Here is a 21,750-nt window from a genome sequence, read left to right on the forward strand (position 1 = left end):
GGTACTCAAACTCCGGTATCTGGGAGATCGGCGAGCGACGGCAGTCCGGCGAAGCCGAGCTCGTCGGCGTCCTGGCGGGCCGGCTCGGCGGTGCGGATGCCGGCGCGCAGCTTGGCCGAGCGGGCACGCGGATTGCGCTCCGCCTCGGCGTCGGTCGCGCCGACGGCGCGGTTGCGCGCCACGAAGGTCTGGGTGGCCGGCGCCATGTCCGGCAGATGGCGCGAGCCCGAAGGCGGCGAGGACCGGTCGCGCAGGAAGCGCTTGACGATGCGGTCTTCCAGCGAATGGAAGCTGACGATCACCAGCCGGCCGCCCGGCTTGAGCACCCGCTCGGCCGCCACCAGCGCCCGGGCAAGCTCGCCCAACTCGTCATTGACGAAGATGCGCAGGCCCTGAAAGCTGCGCGTCGCCGGATCGATCTTGTCCTTGGGTCCGCGCCCGACGACCTTGCCGATGACGCCAGCCAGATCGAGGGTCCGCGTGAAGGGCTGCTCGAGACGGCGCGCCTCGATGGCGCGGGCGACCCGGCCTGCCTGCTTTTCCTCGCCGAGAATGCCGATGACCCGCAGGAGGTCGCCGACCTTCAGGCGGTTGACGACATCGGCGGCGCTCGGACCGGCGCCGCTCATGCGCATGTCGAGGGGACCGTCCTTCTGGAAGGAAAAGCCGCGTTCGGCCTCGTCGAGCTGCATGGAGGAGACGCCGACATCGAGAACGATGCCGTCGACCCGCCCGCCGGCGGCCTCGGCCTGGGTCTCGACGATGCGCTGCAGATCGCCGAAGCGGCCTTCGACCGGCGCCAGCCGGCCGTCGTAGCCCTCGGCCAGCCCGCGCGCCGTCGCGATCGCCGCCGGATCGCGGTCGATGGCGATGACATCGGCGCCGGCATCCAGGATGGCGCGCGTATAGCCGCCGGCCCCGAAGGTACCGTCCACGATGACTTCACCCGGCTTCGGTGCCAGCGCCTCGAGCACTTCCGCGAGAAGCACCGGAATGTGGCGAGCCGGTCCGCCAACCACGGGATCGTCGATCCCGCCGTGACCCGCCGTCATTCCGGTGCCCCCGCAGAAGCCTTGCCGCCCGGCGATGTCGCCAGAAGCCGCGCCCGTGCCTCGCTGCGTGCCGCCTCGAACCGCGCCGGCTCCCACAGCTGGAAGTATTTGCGCGTTCCCACGAAGGCGACCTTGTCCGTGATGCCGGTATGCGAGCGGATGAAGTCCGTCACCACGATCCGCCCCTCCGCATCGAATTTGAGATACGCGCCGTCGCCGTAGGCGAACAGCGCAAGGTCCTGATAGGCCTCGCTGAACGGATCCTGGGCATCCATCTGGCGCTCGAAGCGCTCCAGCAGATCCGGGCCGCCCACTTCCATCACCGGCAGCGACAGGCTGCGCATGGCGAACAGGTCGCGAATGCCCCGCGCGGCGATCACCTGCCGGAACGAGGCCGGCACGGACACCCGACCCTTGGAGTCGATGTTGTTGACGTAGTTGGAGAGGAACCAGTCCATCAGCCGCAGCGCTGCCCGTCGCGACAGATTCCCATCTCATCAAGGCCCCCGCCTGCCTGCCGTGCGACCGGTGCACCATCCCCACGGCGCTGCCCGACTTGCGGCGTCTCAAGTCCGCCCCGAACAGTCCGGGACACGTTGCTTTCTGCCCGAAACGGGGTCCCGACCGACCCCTTAATGATGGCTTATGGAATATCATGGGCACTCTTGGTCGTCAATGGGATCGCCCCACATGAAGGCTGCGCACGGCCTTCTGAAATGGCCTAGCATGCAGCCATTAATGGCCTATTAACATTGACGTTTTCCAAACACTTCGGGATTTCTGGCGGCCATGAGTTCAGTCGCAGCAAGGCCTTCGGCCGCCGTCTGACGGAACGGAAATTCCATAGGAATTCGGGGTGCTTGCGGCGCGGGGGGGGACGCCAGCCCATGGCCGAACAGAAATATCTGCCGGAACGCTTTCGGCGGACCGCCGACCGGGACGATCGGCCGATCGCGGCGACGCGCCCGAAGTGGGGAAGTGGGAATGAAAAGTGCCAGCCGGCCTGTAAGCCGGGTTCTGTCAGCGGATTGACCGCCGGACGACCATTCCTCTGGGACGACCCTTGCGGGCCGCCTCTAGCAACCTACCCGAACGACCGGCCCGGAGAGGGCTGGCGACCCGTCTTGCGACGGACCGACCGCGTCGTTCCTATTCGGTCTTGCTCCCGGTGGGGTTTGCCGTGCCGTCGCTGTTGCCAGAGACGCGGTGGGCTCTTACCCCACCGTTTCACCCTTACCCCGCCAGCACTGCGGCTCCGTCGCGCTTCGTCGCGCGAGCCGCACTGCAGGCGGGGCGGTCTGTTTTCTGTGGCACTTTCCCTGGGATCACTCCCGCCGGACGTTATCCGGCACCGTTTCTCCGTGGAGCCCGGACTTTCCTCCCCCGCCGTCTTTCGACATGTGACGGGAGCGGCCGTCCAGCCGGCTGGCGTCCGCTACGTGTTCCGCACGGCCGGCGAAGTCAACGCCTAATCGTCATCGACCGCAGCGCGCCTGTCATTCCGGTGTCGTCGCAGCCAGCCTCGCCTCGGCCTTGGACGGCAGCGCGAACAGCGCCACGAAGCGCTCGGCGACAGCCCGGTCGCCGGTGACGGTCAGCGCGCCGTCGGCCTCCAGTGCCGCCAGTGGCACCTTGCCGTAGACCGCGCCGGCGATCACCGGCGGCTCGGCGGCCAGGACCACGTCGGCCGTGTCCGGCGTCTCGGCGGCGATCTCGATCCGGCCGTCCGCGACATCGGCGAGGAAGCTCTGGTCGCCGACGACGAAGCCGAGCCGCGCGGCAAAGCCGTCGGCCTTTTCGGGATCGAACATGGTGCGCAGCGACAGCATCAGCGAGGACGCGCTGAACGGCATCGCCGGATCGTGCGCGGGCGAGCGCACCGCCCAGCGCCCCAGCGCCTGGAAGATCGGCTCGCTCTCGTAGCCCCATTCGGTGAGCTCGTAGACCTGCGAGGCCGCCGGCGGTGGCAGCTTTCGCCGCAACAGCACGCCGGCCGCCTCCAGACCCTCCAGCCGCTGGGTCAGGACATTGGCGCTGAGCCCCGGCAGGGCCGACCGCAGATCGGAGAAGCGGCGCGGCCCCCACATCAGCTCGCGCACGACCAGAAGCGCCCAGCGCTCGCCGAGCAGGTCCATGGCGTGGGCAGCGGCACAGGCATCTTCATAACGACGGCGCTGGCGGGTGTCAGGATTCTTAGTTATTTTTTCTAACTTCATTGTTGTCTTTTATAACTGGATGCGCCATCAATCGCAAATACGAGATCGCGAGAGGTGTTCATGTCCCGCCTGATATTCGTCAATCTGCCCGTGGCCGACCTGCCACGCGCCATTGCCTTCTACGAGGCCGTCGGCGCCGTGCGAAATCCGCAATACTCCAACGAGACCGCCGCCTGTATGGTGTTTTCGGAGACCATCCACGTGATGATCCTGACCCATGCGCGCTTCGCCGACTTCACCCGCAAGCCGATCGCCGACGCACACGCCACCACCGAGGTGCTGCTCTGCACGACGGTGGACAGCCGCGAGACCGTGGATGCGGTGGTCGGATGGGCCGGCGCGGCCGGCGGCGTCTCCGACCCGACGCCCAGCCAGGATCACGGCTTCATGTACATGCGCAGTTTCGAGGATCCCGACGGTCACATCTGGGAAGTCGCCTGGATGGATCCGGCCGCGGTTCCGGCCGACAGCGAGATGGCGACGGCCTGACACGCCGCGGGGCGGATCGCCGGCTCGGCCCGGCGCGTGGCCCATCACCCGCCGCGGCATCGGCGCGAACCGGACACCGGTCGCGGCCATCCGCCCCCGGCACGGCGACCCTCGCCGTGCCGCAGCGCAGACAGTCCAACGAAGGAGGAACGCATGGAATATGTCGATGGATTCGTGGTGCCGGTGCCCGCCGGCAACAAGGACGCTTATCGCGAGATGGCGGTGAAATTCGCGCCGCTGTTCAAGGAGTTCGGCGCCCTGCGCATGGTCGAATGCTGGGGCGACGACGTTCCCGACGGCAAGGTCACCGACTTTCGCCGCGCGGTGCAGGCCGAGGAGGGCGAGGTCGTCGTCTTCTCCTGGATCACCTGGCCGGACAAGGCGACCCGCGATGCCGGCATGAAGCGGGTGATGGAGGATCCGCGCATGCAGCCGGGCGGCGACATGCCCTTCGACGGCAAGCGGATGATCTACGGCGGCTTCCAGGTCATTCTGGACGGCTGAGCCCATGTCGAAGATTTCCCCCTGCCTCTGGTTCGACACCGAGGCCGAGGCGGCGGCGCGCTTCTATGTCGAGACGTTCCGCGCCTGTGGCCAGACCGCCTCGCTCGGCGACACGCTGCTTTACGGCGAAGCCTTCCCGGACCGGGAGGGCAGCGTCCTGACCATCGGCTTCACGCTGGCCGGACAGGACTTCATCGCGCTCAACGGCGGAACGAGCTTCAAGATCACCCCGGCGGTGTCGCTGTTCGTGTCCTGCGCCGACCAGACCGAGATCGACGCCTTCTGGGAGCGCTTCCTCGACGGCGGCACGGTGCAGCAATGCGGCTGGATCACCGACCGGTTCGGCCTGTCCTGGCAGATCGTTCCGGCCGCCCTCAAGCGGATGACCCACGACCCGGACAAGGCGCGGGCGGCCCGCGTCATGCAGGCGATGATGGGCATGGTGAAACTCGACCTGGCGTCCCTCGAAGCCGCATATCGAGGCGAGGCCTGACGGGAGCGCGGGCGCGCATTGTCACCCCTCTGCCCGCCGCGATCCCGATGGAAGCGGCCGCAGCCCCCTCGCGGCCGCTTCCATCGCATGTAAGGCCGATCAGGCCTGGGCGAGCTCGCGCTTGACCTTCGAGCAATAGCGCTGGGAGATCGGGTTCATCCGCTTGGCGTAGTGACCGGCATTGTACTTCAGGATCGTGCCGCAGGTGGTGCCGCCGCCGCGCTGGACGGCGCCGGCCAGGTAGCGCATGCCCCATTTGATGTTGGTGGCCGGGTCGTAAAGCGCCTTGGTGCTGCCGCGATAGCCCATGCCCCGCGCCGTCGCCGGCTTGATCTGCATCAGCCCGACTTCGCCGGCCGCGCCGGTGACCGAGGAGCGGTAGCTGCTCTCGATGTTGATGACCGCGTGAGCCAGGTTCAGCGGCACGCCATGGGCGGCGGCTTCCTTGGCAATGATCGTCGCGAACGGCCGGTTGGCGAAGCGCTCGAGCGCTGCAACCTGCGTGGCGGGCGTGATCTCGGATGTCGTGTCGTTGGCGAAAGCAGTCGTCGTATGGCCGAATGCAAGCGTCGCGGCGAGAGCCACGGCAGTCAGTCTGTACATAAAAACCCCAAGTGATCGATGCCGGCCATCCCCTTGCAGGGCCGGCGCTATTTCCCTCGAAAGCGGCGCACCGCAGTTGCGAAGGACCGCTGTGTGCGGCGCAAAACCATCGGGATTGTGACGAAGCGATCACGCAACATTTCAGGGTGTAACAAACACCGTGAATCAGACGCCTGTGATTGCGCTTTCATCGGCGTCGAAGGGCGACCGGGGCAGGCTGGTCAGAAGCCGGTGCAGGGTTTCGATCGTCGAGGCGTCGGCGATGCCGTCGACCCGCTCCTGGCGGAAGTGCCGCTGGAAGGCGACGGTCGCCTGACGCGTTGTGTCGTCGAAGGTTCCGTCGCATGGCACGCCGTAGCCATAGGCCGCCAGCAGCGACTGGTAGGCGGCGACGGGCTCGCCCCGATCGCCGAGGCTGAAATAGCGTCCGCCCCGCAATGGCGCAGGATCGACCGCATGGCCGATGCCAGCGGAAAAAAGTTGAAGCCAGGGGAACTTTTCGCCGGGATCGGACTTTCGCGCGGGAGCAACGTCCGAGTGCGCCAGCACGAATTCAGGCCGGATCGGCCACCGGGCGACACAATCGGCACACAATCGGGTCACCGCATCGATCTGTGCGGGCGGGAAATCGGGATAGCCGTTGCCGTGCCCGACATTGACGATCTCGATGCCGATCGAACGCGAATTGATGTCGTCGCGGCCGCGCCAGCTGCCGGCGCCCGCATGCCAGGCGCGCCTTTCCTCCGGCACCAACTGCACGACCCGCCCGTCCTCATGGACGAGATAGTGGCAGGACACCTCGCTTTCGGGGGTGCAGAGCCAGCGCATGGCCGCCTCCCCGGTACCCATGCCGGTATAGTGCAGGATCAGCATGTCCGGGCGCAGCCCGTCGCGGCGTTCGGTATGGTTCGGCGACGGACAGATCTCGTCGACGCCGGCATGGTCTGGAATCACGCCGCGGTCTTTCCTGCAATCTGGCTGTAGGCGTTGTTGATCGCCTTCATCCGCTCGGTGGCGATGAACATGAACTCGTCGGGCACGCCGCGGGCGGCCAGCCGGTCGGGATGGTTCTCGCGCACCAGCGTCAGATAGCGGGCGCGGGTCTCCGACGGCGCGGCGTCCGGGTCGAGCCCGAGCACCGCATAGGGATTGCTCGGCCCCAGAATGTGCCGGTTCTTCACGTCGGTGAACTCGGTCTCGCTCAGGCCGAAGATGCGGGCCACCTCGGCCAGGAACTCCAGCTCGCGCTCATGCACCAGCCCGTCCGCCTTGGCGATGTGGAACAGCCCGTCGAGAACGTCGGTCAGGAGTTCGCAAGTCTCGCCTTCCTCGCGGCACAGCCCCTTCAGCCGCATCGCGTAGGTGTCGAAGCCGGCGATGTCCTGCTTGGCGATGTCGTAGAGACGGAAGACGTTGCGCAGCTCCTCAGGCGGAATCTCGAGGATCTCCTGGAACGCCGTCACCTCGCGCGGCGAGACGATGCCGTCGGCCTTGGCCATCTTGGCGGACAGGGCGATCACGGCGACACCGAAGGCGACGCGCTTGCGGGTGTCGCGATCGCCGCCGAAGATCGCACGGATGCTCTCGAAGATGGCGTCCAGCGTCGCGCGGCTGCCGGCCGGTATGCCCTGCAGCAGCGTGTTGAGGCTCGTCAGAATGTTCATCGCGCCGCCCCGCCGGCCATGTTGTCGAATCGAGATTATCTGCGATCGTTCGCTGCGACGCAAACAGAAGGGCGCGCAACGCCTGCGAACAGCCCGTCACCGCCGCAAAAGCGTGTCGGTCCGTGCCAAACGACGCCATCGCCCGTTGGTTTCGTGCGCCCGCGCCGGAATTTCGCGTCTGCGTCGCCAGCCCCGTTCCAGCCAGCCATGATCAATGGGAGAGCGGCGCAGACCGTCCGCCGTCGCCGATGCGGAACCGTGCGTGCGATCCGGGCCGTGCGGCGACCTTCCTTCTGCTGAATTCGAGTGACCCGATGCGCGACCGCCACGAGACCATTTCTTCCCCCGCCGCGCGCCGCCGCACCGGACGCCGCCTCGCCATGGCCGGCATGGCGCTGGTCCTGGCGCTTGCCGGCTGCCGCTCCACGGCGCTCAGCGTCGCCGAGCTCGGCCTGTCCGACATGGCGGTCGAGGCCTCGCACCAATACCCGATCCACGGCATCGACGTCGCCAAGTACCAGGGCGACATCGACTGGACCGCGGCCCGCCAGGGAGGCGTCGCCTTCGCCTGGCTGAAGGCGACCGAGGGCGGCGACCGCCTCGACGACCGCTTCCAGGAGAACTGGCGCGAGGCCCGCGCCGCCGGCGTGCCGCGCGGCGCCTATCATTTCTGGTATCATTGCCGGCCGGGCATCGAGCAGGCTCGCTGGTTCATCGACAATGTCCCGCGCGAAAAGGGCGCCCTGCCCCCGGTGATCGACGTCGAGTGGACGCCCTTCTCGCCGACCTGCACCAAGCGGCCGCCGCGCGAGGACCTGATCCGCGAGGTCATGGCGATGTCCGACGCGCTGGAGCGCCATTACGGCCAGCGCCCGATCCTCTACGTGCCCATCGACGTGCATCGCGAGCGTCTGGTGGCCGCCTTCCCACGCCATGAATTCTGGGTGCGCGCCGTCGCCGACCACCCCGACAATGTCTATGAGGACCGCAAATTCCGCTTCTGGCAGTACACCGCCACCGGTTCGGTGCCGGGCGTCCGCGGCGAGGTCGACCGCAACGCGTTTGCCGGCTCGCGGGCCGACTGGGCGAAATGGCTGCAGGCGCGCATGCGGCGTTGACCTTCTTCAAAGCGCCATGATGATCGCCTAGGCGCGGGCCAAACGCTCTGTGTCCTGTTTTGGAGGAATTCGCCGATGCCTGTTGCCAGCCGTTTCGCCCTGACCCTGTCGCTTCTCCTGTCCGGCAGCGGCTTCGCGGCGGCCCAGCAATGCGGCGGCGATTTCGGCGCCTTCCTGCAGGGCGTGCGGGCCGAGGCTCAGGCCAAGGGCCTGTCGGCCGGCGCCGTCGGCGCGGCCGTTGCCGACATGCGGCAGGACCCGAAGGTGCTCGCCGCCGATCGCGCCCAGGGCGTCTTTGCCCAGGACTGGCAGCAATTCGCCACCCGCATGGTCAATGGCTACCGGCTGCAGCAGGGCAAGGAAAACCTGCAGAAATACGCCAGCGTCCTGTCGCGCATCGAAGCCGAGACCGGCGTGCCCGGCCCGGTTATCGCCGCGTTCTGGGGACTGGAGACCGATTACGGCGCCGTCCTCGGCAATTTCGACACGCTGGCGGCGCTGGCCACCCTCGCCCATGACTGCCGCCGTCCCGAACTCTTCCGCCCGCATCTGCTGGCGGCGATCGAGATCGTCGATCGCGGCTATCTGACCCCGTCCGAGATGAAGGGCGCCTGGGCCGGCGAGATCGGCCAGACCCAGCTGCTGCCCGAGGAATATCTCGAATTCGGCACCGACGGCGACGGCAATGGCCGGATCGACCTGCGCCAGGACGCCGCCGATGTCCTGTTCACCACCGGCAAATACATCCAGTCGCTCGGCTGGCGCGGCGGCGAGCCGTGGCTCGAAGCGGTGCAGGTGCCGTCGGAATTCCCATGGGACCGCGCCGCTTTGGTCAACAAGGAGCCGCGCGCCAATTTCGCCGAGCTCGGCGTGACCAGGGCCGACGGATCGGCGCTGCCGTCCGACCAGCTGCCGGCCTCGCTGATCCTGCCGATGGGACGCGGCGGCCCGGCCTTCCTCGCCTATCCGAATTTCGACATCTATCTGAAGTGGAACAAGTCGCTGGTCTACTCGCTGACTGCGGCCTATTTCTCGACGCGCCTCGCCGGCGCCCCCCCGGTCGACATGGGCAATCCGCAGCCGGGCCTCGATCTGGAGGCCACCAAGCGGCTCCAGCAGCGCCTGACTGATCTCGGATACGACACCGGCGGCGTCGACGGCATCATCGGCGAGAACACCCGCGCCGCCGTCCGCAAGGAGCAGATGCGCCTCGGCCTGCCGGCCGATGGCTGGCCGACGGCCGATCTCCTCCGCGCACTCTAGAGACGACGGCGCCCCGGCGAACCTTAGCCGGGGCCCCCGCCGGATCGCCGATGGCCGCGTGCCCTCGCCATCCGGTGCCGAAGACGCTAAGCACGGCTTATCTCCATCGATGCCCGCGCCCAGCCATCTGCGGCGCGGGCGGCAGGACGTGCCCGTGACCCGACCCCGTCTCCCCGCTCTTCCAGCCATCGCTCCCTTACGGGCCGGTGCGGAGCGGCGGTGCACCCGGCCAGCTTCGCGGCCCCGCGCGTGAGGGACGACGCCCTTCCGCCCGTCGAGACGCCCGGCGCGGTGAGCCGGACGCCGGTGCCGCTCCAGTGGCTGGCACTGCTGGCGCTCTCGATTCTGATCGGCAGCCTGCTCGAACTCGTCGGCATGCCGGCCGCGATGCTTTTGGGGCCGATGATCGCCGCCATCGTCATCGCGGTGTTCGGCACCACGATCGCCGTGCCCAAGGCGCCCTATCACGGCGCCCAGGCGGCGATCGGCTGCCTCGTCGCCTCGTCCATCACGCTGGAGATCCTCGCCACCTTCCTGCGCGACTGGCCGCTCTATGTCGGTGTCGTCCTTGCCGTGGTGACCGCCAGCGGCGTGCTCGGCGCCCTGATGAGCCGCTGGCACGTCCTGCCCGGCACGACCGCCGTCTGGGGTTCCTGGCCCGGTGCCGCCACCGCGATGATGGTCATGGCCGAAGCCTTCGGGGCGGATGCCCGGCTCGTCGGCTTCATGCAGTATCTGCGGGTGATCTTCGTCGCCTTCGCCGCTGCGCTGATGGCGCGATTCTGGACGGGCAGCGATGCGGCGGCCTATGCCGGCGCGGCAATTGTCTGGTTTCCGGCACTCGACTGGTCGCATTTCGGCCCGGCGCTCGGCTTCGTCGGCCTCGGCATTCTGGTCGGCCGCTTCCCGAAAGTTCCCGCCGGTCCGTTTCTGTTGCCCATGGCCATCGCCGTCGCGCTCACGCTCGGCGGCGTCGTCCAGTTCCAGCTGCCGGAATGGTTCCTGGTTCTCGGCTACGGCATTCTGGGATGGAAGATCGGCCTCGGCTTCACCCGCGCCGTCCTCGCCCATGCCTGGCGGGCGCTGCCCAAGATCGTCGGCTCGATCGTCCTGCTGATGGCGTTCTGCGGCGGCATCGCCGCGCTCTTGCATGTCTGGCTCGGCATCGATCCGGTCACCGCCTATCTGGCGACCAGCCCAGGCGGCATGGATTCCATCGCCATCATCGCGGCGTCGACCGATGTCGATCTGCCCTTCGTCATGGCGCTGCAGACGGTGCGCTTCGTCATCGTGCTGGTGGCCGGCCCGCCGATCGCCCGCCTCGTCGCGAGCCGCATCGGCGCGCGCGACTGACAGCGGGCCCCGGTACTGCGCTATTCGCGCGGTGCCCGCTCGCCGGTCTCGTCCTCGGCTCCCGTCTTGCCGTTGCGCCGGGCGACACGGCGCCGGGTCATCGCCCGACGCAACGCGCGGCCGCGCACCTTCAGCCAGACGCCCATGTCCTCGACGGTCTCGATCCGGTCGCCATAGAGCTCGGTCAGGGCGGCGCGGAACTCGGCGTAGCCGAAGCGCGCCTCGCCCTCCAGATGGCGGATCACCACCATCCAGGCCGGCGAGACCAGCAGCGACACGGCGGTCACCGCCAGCGCCAGCCGGTAGACGTCGCCGCCGATCGCGCCCGAAGCGAAGGCCGCCGCCGCCAGCACGAAGGAGAACTCGCCGATCTGCGCCATGGAGAGCCCCGCCTCGACCGCGGTCTTGTGCGGCAAGCCAGCGAGGCGGATCAGCAGGATGTTGAGGACGGTCTTCGCCAGGATCACGAAGAGCGAGGCGACCAGCACCAGCACCCAGTTCTCGACGATGTAGTTCAGGTCGATCAGGAGGCCGATGGACAGGAAGAACACCACCAGCAGCAGCGCCTGGATCGGCTCGACCACGTGGATGACCGGCGAGCGCAGGGTCGAGGCGCCGACGACCAGCCCGGCGATGAAGGCGCCATAGGCCGGCGACAGGCCGACGAGACCCGAAAAGGAGGCGGCGGCGAAGCAGAAGGCGAGCGAGCCGAGCGCCAGGATCTCGACATTGTTCTCCACCGCCGGCGCGAAGGACGGCTTCAGCTTCGGCCGCCGGCCGAGGAACCACAGCAGCCCGCCGAGAACCGCCACGGCGACGGCGATCTTCAGCCCGACATCGACCCAGCTCACCGCTTCCTCGCCGCCCAGCGAGGTGGCGAGGATCAGCATCGGCACCACCGCCAGGTCCTGGGCGATCAGCACCGCGACGGCGATCCGCCCCGGTTCTTGGCGCAGCTCGCCGATATCCTCCAGCATCTTCATCGCCACCACGGTCGAGGACAGCGCGATGATGAAGCCGAGGATGATCGCCTCGGCCAGCGTCGCCTCCGAGATCGCCATCAGGCCGAAGGAGATCGCCATGGCGGCGATGAGCTGGCCGCCGGCGATCTGCACCGCCGGCTTCAGCGAGGCGACGAAGGCCTTCAGCGACAATTCCATGCCGATGAAGAACAGGAGCATCAAGACGCCCATCTCGGCGAGCATGGTGACGTTCTCGTTGGAGGTGGAGATGACGCCCAGCGCCGAGGGGCCGAGCAGCACGCCGGCGAGGATGAAGCCGACCAGCGGCGGCTGCCGCAGCCGCATCAGCCCGAGGCCGGCGGTCACCGCAACGACGATCACGAAGGCGATGGCGGTCAGCCCGTTGTCGGCGCCGTGGCCGCCATGGGCCCCCTGGGCCACCTCCGCGACCGCGTGTTCGACCGTCGCCGTGGCCTCGGTGACCGCTTCCTCCATGTTGTCTCCCTTTGATCCGCCTGCCTGATTCGCGGTTGCGGCACGAAAGGCGAGAACCTTGGCCCGCTTGTGTCCGGCACCCGCGCACGGGCTGCTTTCCTCGGCATCGGCAGGTCGGGGACGGTCGCGATCACCCTATCACCCTGCCCACGCATCTGTTTCGCCGCTCGGGCGTTCCCATATGGAAACCACCATCGAACCGGAGAGCCGTCCATGAATGCCGCCGACCCTTCCCATCATGCCGACCACCAGCGGCGCCTGACGCGCATCAGCCGGGTCGCGCGGCTGATGGACACGGCGATCCGCATTCCCGGCACCGGCATCCGCTTCGGCGGCGATTCCGTGCTGGGCCTCATTCCGGGCGTCGGCGACGCCGCCGGCAGCCTCATCGGCATCTACATCCTGAACGAGGCCCGGCGGCTCGGCGTGCCCAGGCACAAGCTGGTCAAGATGGCCGGCAATCTCGGCATCGACTTCGCCGTCGGCGCCGTACCGCTGCTCGGCGACGTCTTCGACGTCTTCTACAAGGCGCACCGGCGCAATCTCGACATCGTCCTCGACCATTTCGGCGAGGCCGGCACCGCCTATGGCGACGCCTTGCGCGATCCGCCGATGAAGGACATCACGCCGAAGCGCGCCTGACCGCTTTCGCGCCTTCGCGTCGACATTCATCCGTGCCACCCTTGGCCGCGGTCACGCAGGCGGGGGACGACGGGTGAAGGATGCAGATGCGGCAGCACGCGGGGACCGGGCAGCGGATGCGGTGGCGGGATCGGAACGGCCCGCCCACACTCCGCAGGGCTCGCCCGGCGAGGTGTTCCGCGCCTTCCTGAAACTCGGCGTCTCGGCTTTTGGCGGGCCGATCGCCCATCTGGGCTATTTCCGCGATGAGTTCGTCACCCGGCGACGCTGGGTCGACGAGGCCGGCTATGCCGATCTGGTGGCGCTTTGCCAGTTCCTGCCCGGCCCGGCCTCCAGCCAGGTCGGCTTCGCGCTGGGCCTGATGCGGGCCGGCCCGCTGGGCGCGCTGGCGGCCTGGACCGCCTTCACCCTACCCTCGGCCATCCTGTTGATCCTCTTTGCGGCCGGCGCGTCGGCCTTCGAAAGCGGCATCGGCGCGGCGATCGTCCATGGCCTGAAGATCGTCGCGGTCGCCGTGGTGGCGCAGGCGGTGTTCGGCATGGCGCGTAGCCTCTGTCCCGATCGCACGCGCGCGACCATCGCGGTCGTCGCCGTCGTCGCGGCGGCCGCCCTGGCCGGCTCGCTCGGCCAGATCGCGGCAATCCTCATGGGCGGGCTCGCCGGCCTCTGGTTCTGCCGCGCCGATGCCGCGGCATTGCCGCCGATCCCCATGGTCCCCGTCTCGCGTACCGCGGGGCTCGTCGCCCTCGCCGTCTTCGCCGCTCTCCTGATCCTGCTGCCGGTCTTCGCCGCCATGGGCCCGGCGGCGAACGCTGCCGGTCCCGTCGCGCTGTTCGACGCCTTCTACCGGGCCGGCTCGCTGGTGTTCGGCGGCGGCCATGTCGTCCTGCCGCTCCTGCAGGCCTTCGTCGTCGAGCCGGGATGGGCGAGCGACGATGCCTTCCTCGCCGGCTACGGCGCCGCCCAGGCCGTGCCCGGCCCGCTCTTCACCTTCGCCGCCTATCTCGGCGCCATCGCCTCGCCGCAGGGCTACGGCCTGCCGGGGGCGGTCATCGGGCTGGTGGCGATCTCGCTGCCCGGTCTGCTGCTCGTGGTGGCGGCGCTGCCGTTCTGGGACGAATTTCGCCGCCGCGTCACGGCGCAGGCCGCCATGCGCGGCGCCAATGCCGCCGTCGTCGGCATTCTCGGCGCCGCGCTCTACGATCCGGTGTTCGTCAGCGCCGTGCGCGGACCGGCCGACTTCGCCCTGGCACTGGCCGGCTTCGTGGCGCTGGTCGTCTGGAAGGCGCCGCCCTGGACGGTCGTCCTCGCCTCCGCCCTCGCGAGCATCGCCATCGCCTAGTCCACAGCAACGTCAACGAAGCCGTGATCGGATCATAGCAATCCCTTAAGCGACCCATGGCATTCTTGTGGCCATCGAGAGCAGGCGTGCGCGCGATGCCGGTGGGGGGATGGGGATGAATTCGCGGGTCGACATGGATATCGGCGTCGATGTTCAGACGCTGTTCCTGACCAATGCCATGATCCTCATCGTCATGGGTCTCGCCTTCTATGCGGCCTGGCGCAAGCAGCCGGACGAAACCTACTGGCCGGCCTGGATCGGCGCGAATTTCGTCATCGCGGGATCGCTGTTTTCCTACATGGCCTTTCCCGGCAACGAGCCGAGCTTCGGCCTGGCGCTGCCGAACAGCCTGCTGGTCCTCGGCTTCGGACTGCGCTGGACGGCGTCCCGCCTGTTCGCCCGGCGCCGCGTTCCCATGTCGCTGATCGTCGTGCCGACACTCGTCGTTGCGCTCATGTTCGGCCTTCCCGGCTGGATCGACTATCCTTTGGCCTATTACACCGTGAACGCCATCCTGATGCTGTTCGCCGCCGCGACGGCCTGGGAGTTCTATACCGATCGCGAGACCGGCCTGCCGTCGCGCTACGGCCTGCTCATCGCCTACGGCGTCATGGCGCTGTCCTTCGCCGGCCGCATCGTGCAGGGCATCAACGCCCATACCGCGGAGACCGCACATCTGGTCTTCGACAGCGTGCTGCAGATCCATCTGCTGATCGCGGTGATCCACACCACCGCCAGCGGCGCCTTTGTCCTGTCGGTTGCCTATGAGCGGATGGCCAGGGACCTGCGCCACGCGGCGATGCATGATGCCCTGACCGGACTTCCCAACCGCCGCGCCTTCGAGCAGCGGCTGGAGAAGGCCCTGCAGGACCGCGGCCACTTCGCGCTGGTCGTCTTCGATCTCGATCACTTCAAGAGCATCAACGACCGCTACGGCCACGCCGCCGGCGACGAGGCGCTGAGGCGCTGCGCCCTGCTCTGCCCGTCGGTGCTGCGCCAGCAGGACTTCGTCGCGCGGGTCGGCGGGGAGGAGTTCGCGGCGATCCTGCCCGGTGTCACCCCGACCGAGGCCTTCATGCTGACGGACGGGGTACGTTCCACCGTCGCGGCGACGCGGATCGCGGCCGACGACGTCAGCTTCGGGCTGACGCTCAGCGCCGGCATCGCCCATTCGGCCGAAGGCGAGGCCAGCTTCGACCGGCTGATGCGCGCGGCCGACGCCAATCTCTACCGGGCCAAGAACGGCGGCCGCAATCGCATCGCCGAGACCGCCGCCGCCTGACGCCTCGCCGGCGTTACCACCGCCTGGTGCGGGCGATATAAGCCTCCGCCTCGGCGCCGAAGGCCGACCGCAGGGCCGCCTCCTCGCCGCGGATGAAGCGGGCGGTGATCACGAAGGGAAAGACCAGGGCGATCGCTACGGCCGACAGGGCGCCGATCCAGAACGCGATCCCGACGAGCACCAGCGCCATGCCCGTGTAGATCGGGTTGCGGTTGATCTTGAACGGGCCCTCGACGATCAGCACCTTCGGCACGTCCCGCGGCTCGATCGAGGTTCGCTTGCGCCGGAACCACAGCGCCGACCATGCCGCCAGAACGACGCCGACCACGATCAGCCCGATACCGATCAGCGTCGCAGGCGCCGACACGAAGACGGCGATCGGCAGCACCGACGCGGCGACCACCTCGGCGACGAGAAAGCCGGAGGCCCAGACCGGCGGAAGGTCGGGGAAATCGCGCTTCATCGACATGGTCGTCTCCGTTGGTTTCGTCGCCGGCCCCGCATATGGGGGGCTACGCGGCCGGGCACGAGGCCCTGCGGCCCCGCGTCGGCAGGCAGGGTCTTGCGGGTCGGTTCCAGCGTTGGGTTCAAGATTGGGCGCCCGGCGGGCGCCGGACCGGTCAGGCGGCGCGCGAGCGCAGCGGGTTCTGCATGGTCGAGCTGAACATCCGATAGGCGTTCCGGCCGGACGCCTTGGCGGCGTAGAGAGCAGAATCGGCGCGGCAGAACAGCGTGTCCGGCGCCATCCCGGCTTCGGCCATGGCGATGCCGACCGAGGCGCCGAGATCGGACGCCGTGCCGTCGGCGGCAGGACCGTTGAGGAGATCGACGATGGTCGCGGCCAGGGTTTCGACGGCAACGGCATCGCGGTGGCTGCCGAGCAGCACGGCGAACTCGTCGCCGCCGATACGGGCGACCAGCTCGGCGTCGTCGCAAACCTGCCGCAGCCGGGTCGCCGTCGCTTTCAGGCAAACGTCGCCGAAGGCGTGCCCATAGGTGTCGTTGATCGCCTTGAAGCCGTCGAGATCGATCAGGAGCAGCGCGCCGACGGGACGCTTGCCGGCCGTGGTGCCTTCCAGGTCGGCCAGCCGGGTCTGGAACTGGCTGCGATTGGCGAGACCCGTCATCACGTCATATTCTGCCAGATAGCGCATCTTGTCGGCCAGCAGCTTCTCTTCGGTGATGTCCTGCTTGAACCCGAAGATGCGGACCGGCTCGCCGTTCTCGCACTCCACCGAGGCGGTGATGCGGATCCAGCGCTGGCGACCGGTGGCCGTGGTGATTTCCACGTCGAGGCCGAAACCGCCGCGCGTGGCGATCGCCTCGTTGCGGATCTTCTCCAGGGTCCGCCGGGATTCTTCCGGATAGCATTTGAGGATCGTCTTGCGGTCGAGCGGCGCGCCCCGAGGCAATTCGTAGAGATCGTAGACGACGTCGGTCCAGCGCAGCGTGTTCTGCGGCAAGGCGCATTCCCACACCCCCATCCGCGCGGCCTCGGACGCCCGGTCGAAGATCTTGGTCATGTGCGCAAGCTGGGTGTTCTTCTGGCGCAACAGGCGCGAGGTGGCCTCCAGCGCCGCCGACAGGCGGGCAATGCGCGCGGTATTATTCGTCCGGAAGATCATCGCTGGCCGGCTCCGTCCCGACCCGGCCGAAAGGCCACCTGGCGGCCCGACGCGACGCACGGCGCGGTGACGGAAGCAACGGCTTCGGCGCTTGGCGGGCTCGGCACGACAGTCGGCATGGCGGGTCACGGTTCCTCGGTCGCGATCACCCGACATTCTTAGGCGGCTACGACTTAAGATTTCCCTTGCGCCGGCCGTCTTGATCGATCGGTCAATCCGCCATGGTTTCCAGACTGGCGTAGCTCTCGGCCGCGTCGCCCTCGTCGAACGGGGTTTCCACCTCGACAAAGGTGTCGGGATAGAAGCCGTTGAAGCGGGTGCGCAGCGACAGGGAATAGGCCCCGATATGGCCGATCTCGATCCAGTCGCCGGTATCGACGGTCTCTGGCAGCCAGAACGGCCGCGACAGGATGTCGACGCTGTCGCAGGTCGCGCCGCAGACCTTGAAGGCCTGGATGTTCGCCGGGTCGCCATTGCGGCTCTGGCGGGCCGGATCGGGGATGAAGCGCGCCGGCAGGGTGATCTTGCCGGTCCACGAATCCGACAGCGACGCCCAGATGCCGTCGTTGATGTAGAGCCGCTTGCCCTTGCGCAGCAGCACCCGCACGATCAGCGAGAAGGCCCGCGCGACGACCACCCGGCCCGGCTCGGCGACCATCGGCATGTCCGAAAAGCCCCATTCCTCCATGTCGGCGGTCAGCCGCGTCATGATCGCGCCGAAGCCGGGCATCTCCTTCTTGCGGCGGCGCGGATCGTGGCCGTACTCGGCCGGAAAGCCGCCGCCGACATCGATGCCGGCCAGCGGCACGTCGGCCCGGTTGCGCACCCAGTCGGCCGAGGCGAGCGCCCGCTCGTAGGTGTCCGGGTCCTCGATCTGCGAGCCGACATGGAAGCAGATGCCGACCTTGAAGCCGATCCGGTGGCAGCGCTGCAGGAGCTCCACCGCATGGGCCGGCGCCGCGCCGAACTTCTTGGACAGCTCATAGGCGGCGCTGCCCTTGGTCTGGATGCGGATGAACAGGGTGATCTTGCCCGGATCGAGATCGAGCGCCCGCACGACGCGCAGGATCTTCACCACCTCGTCCTCGTGGTCGAGGGACATCACCCGGATGCCGTAGGTCTCCAAGGCCAGGCGGATGTCGGACTGGGCCTTCACCGGGTGCATGTAGAGCATCTCGGCATCCGGCTGGGCGGCGCGCACCGCCTCGAACTCGCCGGGGGAGGCCACGTCGAAGATGCGCACGCCGGCCCGGCTCAGCGTCTCCAGCACCATCGGCTCGCCATTGGTCTTCACCGCATAGGCGGTGTCGCCGGGAAACGCCGCCATGAAGCGCTCCGCATCGGCGGTCAGGACGGCGGGACGGAAGCAGTAGACCGGCACGTCGGGCCGAAGCGTCAGGGCGGCATCCTTGGCGGACTTGAAGGTCTGCAACAGGCGGTTCTCCACGGGTGACACTCGGGTCACGAAACGGCTCGGACGAACTGCGAATGGGGAATCACCCGCACTACCCGTCATCGCGGCGCAACTAGAGCATGGATCGGCGTTGTCAGCGCCCCTGCCCGCGGCCCGCCTGCGGATCGGCCCCAAGACCCGGCAATTCCGGCGGCGGAAAGCCGGCTCGCGTGCCGCCCGCAGGAGCCGCTTGTCCGACAGCCGGACAGCGCTCTAAACAGGGACACCCGCCAACAGGAACCATCGCCATGTCCGCCGCCCCGCTTCGCCTGACCGACATCGTCCGTGACATCGAGGCCGGGCGCACGACGCCGCAGGCGGTGCTGGCCGCCACCAACGAGCGGATCGACGCGGGCGACGGCGCGCTCGGCGTGTTCACCCACCGCGCGCCGGAGACCTCTCGCGCCGAGGCGGCGGCGGCCAAAGGTCCGCTGGCCGGCGTGCCCTTCGGCGCCAAGGACGTCTTCGACAGTTTCGACATGCCGACCGAACACGGCTCGGCGATCTATCGCGGCCACCAGCCGGCGGCCGATGCCCCGGTCATCGCGCTGGCGCGGGCCCAGGGCGCGGCCATCGTCGGCAAGACCGCGACGACCGAATTCGCCTCGCTCGATCCGACCCCGACCCGCAATCCGCACAATCCGGACCACACGCCGGGCGGCTCCTCCTCCGGCTCGGCGGCGGGCGTTGCCGCCGGCTACCTGGCTGGCGCCTGCGGCACCCAGACCGGCGGCTCGGTCATCCGCCCCGCCTCCTTCTGCGGCGTCGCCGGATACAAGCCGAGCTTCCGGCTGTTTCCGACGGTCGGCGTGAAGACCTATTCCTGGTCGCTCGACACGGTCGGATTCTTCGCCGCCACGGTGCCCGACGTCGCGCTGCTGGCCGCGCTGATCAGCGGCCGGCCGCTGGCCGACACGCCGCCCGCCGATGCGTCGGGGCTGACCATCGGCCTCTACCGTTCGGCCGTCGACGACCTGCTCGAACCCGACATGGCCGCCGCCTGGGACACGGCCGCCCGCGCCATCGAGGCGGCCGGGGCGAAGCTGATCGAGATTGCCGAGCCGGCCTCGCTGTCGGCGGCCCGCGAGATCCACGCGCCGCTGCAGAATTTCGAGGCGGCGCAGGCGCTGTTCCACGAGCGCACCCGGCACCGCGCCCTGATGGGCCCGAAAGTGCTGGAACAGCTCGACCATGGCGCGAGCGTGACTCCGGAGGAATACGACGACGCGCGGCGCACGGCCCGGATCGGCCGCAAGGCGGCGACCACCCTGTTCGAGAATGCCGACGCGCTGCTGGTGCCGTCGGCCATCGGCGCGGCGCCCTACAGCCTCGGCTCGACCGGCGACGCCATGTTCAACAAGCTCTGGACGATCACCGGCAATCCCTGCGTCAATGTCCCCGGCCTGCACGCCGCCAACGGCCTGCCGGTGGGCCTGACCATCGTCACCCGTTTCGGCCGCGACGCACGGGCGCTCGCCATCGCCGCCATGCTGGAACAGCGGCTCGCGGTGGACTGAGCGTCGTCGCGCCGCTTTTCCACCACAATTGCTGGAACCGAACCGACCTCCCCCCGTTGAGACCCCGCCTGTCAACGAGGGGAACAAGCAATGCGGATCGAAACTCTGGTCACCGTCTTCGGCACGGTCGTCTTCTTTGGAATGCTGGGCGGCATTACCACCGTCGGCGCGATCGTCCTCTTCCCCTGATCGCCGCGACGCCGCTCCCTGGCGGCGTCCACGATCGGGTCCATTCCCAAATTCGGCAGCTTCGCCACATTTGCCCCGCTTCGGGGTCGCGTGCCGTTTCGCTCCGTCGCCTGGCCACGACGGGCGCCAATCGCCTGATCACGCTGACTTTCCTGCTGCGTAGACCCTTCAGAGAGAGCCCGGTCCTGCCGCACGCGGCAGCTCGCGTTCCCGCCATTGTCCCAAAAAAACACAGGCCGGATGGCGCAGTGCATCGCCGCGCTCACAGGGGCTGCGCGAATTTGGCACGCCGTCCTTCCGCAGTGCAGCGACGAATTCGCATTTACGCACTGTGTCACGCCGTTACTCTTCGTGTGTCCGTGAACGAGGAGGCAATGCAAATGGAACTGACGCGTCCGCTGAATTTGCTGATGATCTGTGCCGCGTTTGCATTCGTCGGAGCCATGGTGATCGGCGTCGTGCCCTGATCCCATCCGTCCGACGGGCGCCTGACGGTGCCCCATCGACAAAAAAGCCGGGGTCCTGCCCCGGCTTTTCTCGTTTCGGTCGATGCCTTTCGCTCGCGGCCGGCTCAGGCCGCGGCGGCCTCGCTCTTCGGGGCGGCGGCCGTTCCGGCCCGCATGCCGAGGATGTGGCAGATCGAATAGACAAGGTCGGCCCGGTTCATCGTGTAGAAATGGAAGTCCGACAGGCCGCGCTTCTGCAGGTCCAGCACCTGCTCGGCACAGACCGCCGCCGCCACGTGACTGCGGGTCTGCGGGTCTTCCTCCAGCCCGTCGAAGCGTTCGGCCAGCCAGGACGGGATCTTGGCGCCGGTGGCGTTGGAGAAGCGTGCGACCTTGACGAAGTCGTGGATCGGCACGATGCCCGGCACGATCGGAATGTAGATGCCAGCCCGGCGCACCCGCTCGACGTAACGCTCGAAGACGTCGTTGTCGAAGAAGAACTGGGTGATCGCGCGGGTCGCGCCATTGTCGACCTTGCGCTTCAACAGGTCGATGTCGGTGGCGAAATCCGGGCTCTCCGGATGCTTCTCGGGATAGGCCGCGACGGAGATCTCGAAATCGGCGAAGGCCTTCAGCCCGGCGACCAGCTCGACGGCGTTGCGATAGCCGTCCTCGCGCGGGACATATTTGCCGCCGACGCCGTTCTGCCCGTCGCCGCGCAACGCCACGAAATGGCGCACGCCGGTCTCCCAGTACTGGCGCACCACCTCGTCGACCTCTTCCCGGGAGGCATCGACGCAGGTCAGATGCGCGGCCGGGGTCAGCGTGGTCTCCTTGAGGATCCGCTCGATCGTCTGGTGGGTGCGCTCGCGGGTCGAGCCGCCGGCGCCGTAGGTCACCGAGACGAAGCTGGGGCCGAGTGGCGCCAGACGCTCGATCGAGCGCCAGAGGTTCTCTTCCATCTTCTCTGTCTTCGGCGGGAAGAACTCGAAGGATACGCGAAGTCCGGAACCGGCAAGCGGCGGGGTCTGGCTCATGACGG

General features: G+C 68.3%; 21 protein-coding genes and 1 other RNA gene. 10 read left to right on the forward strand and 12 right to left on the reverse strand.

The features are described from left to right. Window positions 1–5: 5 nt before the first annotated feature. The 4 genes from rsmH to SI859A1_RS12770 form a co-directional block, all read right to left on the reverse strand. A complete protein-coding gene (gene rsmH, locus SI859A1_RS12760) occupies window positions 6–1,052 on the reverse strand; it encodes a 16S rRNA (cytosine(1402)-N(4))-methyltransferase RsmH (RefSeq protein ID WP_009210163.1) in 1,047 nt (348 codons plus the stop codon). Beyond that, window positions 1,049–1,510: a division/cell wall cluster transcriptional repressor MraZ gene (gene mraZ / locus SI859A1_RS12765; RefSeq protein WP_009210164.1), complete on the reverse strand. Its 462-nt coding sequence runs from the start codon at window positions 1,508–1,510 to the stop codon at window positions 1,049–1,051. Before mraZ ends, rsmH begins: the two co-directional genes overlap by 4 nt. 532 nt (window positions 1,511–2,042) lie before the next feature. After that, window positions 2,043–2,481, reverse strand: an RNA gene (gene rnpB, locus SI859A1_RS20575) — RNase P RNA component class A. A 67-nt stretch (window positions 2,482–2,548) separates the two neighbouring features. After that, window positions 2,549–3,268, reverse strand: a complete 720-nt coding sequence (locus SI859A1_RS12770) for a winged helix-turn-helix transcriptional regulator (RefSeq protein ID WP_009210165.1) — start codon at window positions 3,266–3,268, stop codon at window positions 2,549–2,551. A 60-nt stretch (window positions 3,269–3,328) separates the two neighbouring features. Here SI859A1_RS12770 and SI859A1_RS12775 point away from each other — a divergent pair, with 60 nt between their 5' ends. From SI859A1_RS12775 to SI859A1_RS12785, 3 genes are all read left to right on the forward strand, one after another. Continuing rightward, complete coding sequence (locus tag SI859A1_RS12775; protein ID WP_009210166.1) at window positions 3,329–3,757, forward strand: VOC family protein; 429 nt, start codon at window positions 3,329–3,331, stop codon at window positions 3,755–3,757. Between the two features lie 153 nt (window positions 3,758–3,910). Next, the gene (locus SI859A1_RS12780; protein ID WP_009210167.1) at window positions 3,911–4,261 is read left to right on the forward strand and encodes a DUF1428 domain-containing protein; all 351 of its coding nucleotides are present in this window, start codon (window positions 3,911–3,913) and stop codon (window positions 4,259–4,261) included. A 4-nt stretch (window positions 4,262–4,265) separates the two neighbouring features. After that, entirely contained in the window at window positions 4,266–4,754 is a 489-nt protein-coding gene (locus SI859A1_RS12785; RefSeq protein WP_009210168.1) for a VOC family protein, read from the forward strand. Window positions 4,755–4,853: 99 nt separating this feature from the next. Here SI859A1_RS12785 and SI859A1_RS12790 read toward each other — a convergent pair whose 3' ends face one another. The 3 genes from SI859A1_RS12790 to SI859A1_RS12800 form a co-directional block, all read right to left on the reverse strand. Beyond that, window positions 4,854–5,357 carry a lytic transglycosylase domain-containing protein gene (locus SI859A1_RS12790; protein ID WP_009210169.1) on the reverse strand — a complete coding sequence of 168 codons (504 nt, stop codon included), beginning with the start codon at window positions 5,355–5,357 and terminating at the stop codon, window positions 4,854–4,856. A gap of 165 nt (window positions 5,358–5,522) precedes the next feature. After that, a complete protein-coding gene (locus SI859A1_RS12795; protein ID WP_009210170.1) occupies window positions 5,523–6,311 on the reverse strand; it encodes an N-acetylmuramoyl-L-alanine amidase in 789 nt (262 codons plus the stop codon). Next, window positions 6,308–7,021, reverse strand: a complete 714-nt coding sequence (locus tag SI859A1_RS12800) for a J domain-containing protein (protein ID WP_009210171.1) — start codon at window positions 7,019–7,021, stop codon at window positions 6,308–6,310. The genes SI859A1_RS12795 and SI859A1_RS12800 overlap by 4 nt, the downstream gene beginning before the upstream one ends. A gap of 314 nt (window positions 7,022–7,335) precedes the next feature. Here SI859A1_RS12800 and SI859A1_RS12805 point away from each other — a divergent pair, with 314 nt between their 5' ends. The 3 genes from SI859A1_RS12805 (at window position 7,336) to SI859A1_RS12815 (ending at window position 10,755) form a co-directional block, all read left to right on the forward strand. After that, a complete protein-coding gene (locus SI859A1_RS12805; RefSeq protein ID WP_009210172.1) occupies window positions 7,336–8,139 on the forward strand; it encodes a glycoside hydrolase family 25 protein in 804 nt (267 codons plus the stop codon). A gap of 75 nt (window positions 8,140–8,214) precedes the next feature. Further along, a complete protein-coding gene (locus SI859A1_RS12810; protein WP_009210173.1) occupies window positions 8,215–9,402 on the forward strand; it encodes a lytic murein transglycosylase in 1,188 nt (395 codons plus the stop codon). A 249-nt stretch (window positions 9,403–9,651) separates the two neighbouring features. Next, window positions 9,652–10,755, forward strand: coding sequence for an AbrB family protein (locus SI859A1_RS12815; RefSeq protein WP_161600133.1), 1,104 nt, complete (start codon window positions 9,652–9,654; stop codon window positions 10,753–10,755). 20 nt (window positions 10,756–10,775) lie between these two features. Here the strand turns inward: SI859A1_RS12815 and SI859A1_RS12820 are convergent, their stop codons facing one another. Further along, window positions 10,776–12,212: a cation:proton antiporter domain-containing protein gene (locus SI859A1_RS12820; protein ID WP_009210175.1), complete on the reverse strand. Its 1,437-nt coding sequence runs from the start codon at window positions 12,210–12,212 to the stop codon at window positions 10,776–10,778. Window positions 12,213–12,425: 213 nt separating this feature from the next. Between SI859A1_RS12820 and SI859A1_RS12825 the strand changes: the two genes are divergently transcribed. The 3 genes from SI859A1_RS12825 to SI859A1_RS20395 all read left to right on the forward strand — a co-directional run bounded on the left by SI859A1_RS12825 (window position 12,426) and on the right by SI859A1_RS20395 (window position 15,478). Next, window positions 12,426–12,854 (forward strand): DUF4112 domain-containing protein, encoded by a 429-nt coding sequence (locus tag SI859A1_RS12825; protein WP_040325779.1) that lies wholly within the window; start codon window positions 12,426–12,428, stop codon window positions 12,852–12,854. A gap of 121 nt (window positions 12,855–12,975) precedes the next feature. Then, window positions 12,976–14,196, forward strand: coding sequence for a chromate efflux transporter (gene chrA, locus SI859A1_RS12830; protein ID WP_009210177.1), 1,221 nt, complete (start codon window positions 12,976–12,978; stop codon window positions 14,194–14,196). 115 nt (window positions 14,197–14,311) lie between these two features. Further along, window positions 14,312–15,478 carry a GGDEF domain-containing protein gene (locus SI859A1_RS20395; RefSeq protein ID WP_050767535.1) on the forward strand — a complete coding sequence of 389 codons (1,167 nt, stop codon included), beginning with the start codon at window positions 14,312–14,314 and terminating at the stop codon, window positions 15,476–15,478. A gap of 13 nt (window positions 15,479–15,491) precedes the next feature. On the opposite strand, the gene SI859A1_RS12840 is transcribed toward SI859A1_RS20395, so the two are convergent. The 3 genes from SI859A1_RS12840 to SI859A1_RS12850 all read right to left on the reverse strand — a co-directional run bounded on the left by SI859A1_RS12840 (window position 15,492) and on the right by SI859A1_RS12850 (window position 18,535). After that, a complete protein-coding gene (locus SI859A1_RS12840; protein WP_040325780.1) occupies window positions 15,492–15,947 on the reverse strand; it encodes a methyltransferase family protein in 456 nt (151 codons plus the stop codon). Between the two features lie 151 nt (window positions 15,948–16,098). Continuing rightward, complete coding sequence (locus SI859A1_RS12845) at window positions 16,099–17,103, reverse strand: diguanylate cyclase domain-containing protein (RefSeq protein WP_040325781.1); 1,005 nt, start codon at window positions 17,101–17,103, stop codon at window positions 16,099–16,101. A gap of 211 nt (window positions 17,104–17,314) precedes the next feature. Further along, window positions 17,315–18,535, reverse strand: a complete 1,221-nt coding sequence (locus SI859A1_RS12850; protein ID WP_009210180.1) for an alanine racemase — start codon at window positions 18,533–18,535, stop codon at window positions 17,315–17,317. Between the two features lie 269 nt (window positions 18,536–18,804). On the opposite strand from SI859A1_RS12850, the gene SI859A1_RS12855 reads away from it, so the two are divergent. After that, entirely contained in the window at window positions 18,805–20,073 is a 1,269-nt protein-coding gene (locus SI859A1_RS12855; RefSeq protein WP_009210181.1) for an amidase, read from the forward strand. A 760-nt stretch (window positions 20,074–20,833) separates the two neighbouring features. Here the strand turns inward: SI859A1_RS12855 and metF are convergent. Then, window positions 20,834–21,745: a methylenetetrahydrofolate reductase [NAD(P)H] gene (metF, locus tag SI859A1_RS12860; protein WP_009210182.1), complete on the reverse strand. Its 912-nt coding sequence runs from the start codon at window positions 21,743–21,745 to the stop codon at window positions 20,834–20,836. Window positions 21,746–21,750: the final 5 nt, after the last annotated feature.

The sequence above is a fragment of the Aurantimonas manganoxydans SI85-9A1 genome (assembly GCF_000153465.1).
Lineage (GTDB): Bacteria > Pseudomonadota > Alphaproteobacteria > Rhizobiales > Rhizobiaceae > Aurantimonas > Aurantimonas manganoxydans.

Bases quoted from the DNA above. Each gene is read 5' to 3' on its own strand.
- rsmH (WP_009210163.1), bottom strand. From the start codon at position 1,052: ATGACGGCGGGTCACGGCGGGATCGACGATCCCGTGGTTGGCGGACCG.
- mraZ (WP_009210164.1), bottom strand. From the start codon at position 1,510: ATGGACTGGTTCCTCTCCAACTACGTCAACAACATCGACTCCAAGGGT.
- SI859A1_RS12770 (WP_009210165.1), bottom strand. From the start codon at position 3,268: ATGAAGTTAGAAAAAATAACTAAGAATCCTGACACCCGCCAGCGCCGT.
- SI859A1_RS12775 (WP_009210166.1), top strand. From the start codon at position 3,329: ATGTCCCGCCTGATATTCGTCAATCTGCCCGTGGCCGACCTGCCACGC.
- SI859A1_RS12780 (WP_009210167.1), top strand. From the start codon at position 3,911: ATGGAATATGTCGATGGATTCGTGGTGCCGGTGCCCGCCGGCAACAAG.
- SI859A1_RS12785 (WP_009210168.1), top strand. From the start codon at position 4,266: ATGTCGAAGATTTCCCCCTGCCTCTGGTTCGACACCGAGGCCGAGGCG.
- SI859A1_RS12790 (WP_009210169.1), bottom strand. From the start codon at position 5,357: ATGTACAGACTGACTGCCGTGGCTCTCGCCGCGACGCTTGCATTCGGC.
- SI859A1_RS12800 (WP_009210171.1), bottom strand. From the start codon at position 7,021: ATGAACATTCTGACGAGCCTCAACACGCTGCTGCAGGGCATACCGGCC.
- SI859A1_RS12805 (WP_009210172.1), top strand. From the start codon at position 7,336: ATGCGCGACCGCCACGAGACCATTTCTTCCCCCGCCGCGCGCCGCCGC.
- SI859A1_RS12810 (WP_009210173.1), top strand. From the start codon at position 8,215: ATGCCTGTTGCCAGCCGTTTCGCCCTGACCCTGTCGCTTCTCCTGTCC.
- SI859A1_RS12820 (WP_009210175.1), bottom strand. From the start codon at position 12,212: ATGGAGGAAGCGGTCACCGAGGCCACGGCGACGGTCGAACACGCGGTC.
- SI859A1_RS12825 (WP_040325779.1), top strand. From the start codon at position 12,426: ATGAATGCCGCCGACCCTTCCCATCATGCCGACCACCAGCGGCGCCTG.
- SI859A1_RS20395 (WP_050767535.1), top strand. From the start codon at position 14,312: ATGAATTCGCGGGTCGACATGGATATCGGCGTCGATGTTCAGACGCTG.
- SI859A1_RS12840 (WP_040325780.1), bottom strand. From the start codon at position 15,947: ATGTCGATGAAGCGCGATTTCCCCGACCTTCCGCCGGTCTGGGCCTCC.
- SI859A1_RS12845 (WP_040325781.1), bottom strand. From the start codon at position 17,103: ATGATCTTCCGGACGAATAATACCGCGCGCATTGCCCGCCTGTCGGCG.
- SI859A1_RS12855 (WP_009210181.1), top strand. From the start codon at position 18,805: ATGTCCGCCGCCCCGCTTCGCCTGACCGACATCGTCCGTGACATCGAG.
- metF (WP_009210182.1), bottom strand. From the start codon at position 21,745: ATGAGCCAGACCCCGCCGCTTGCCGGTTCCGGACTTCGCGTATCCTTC.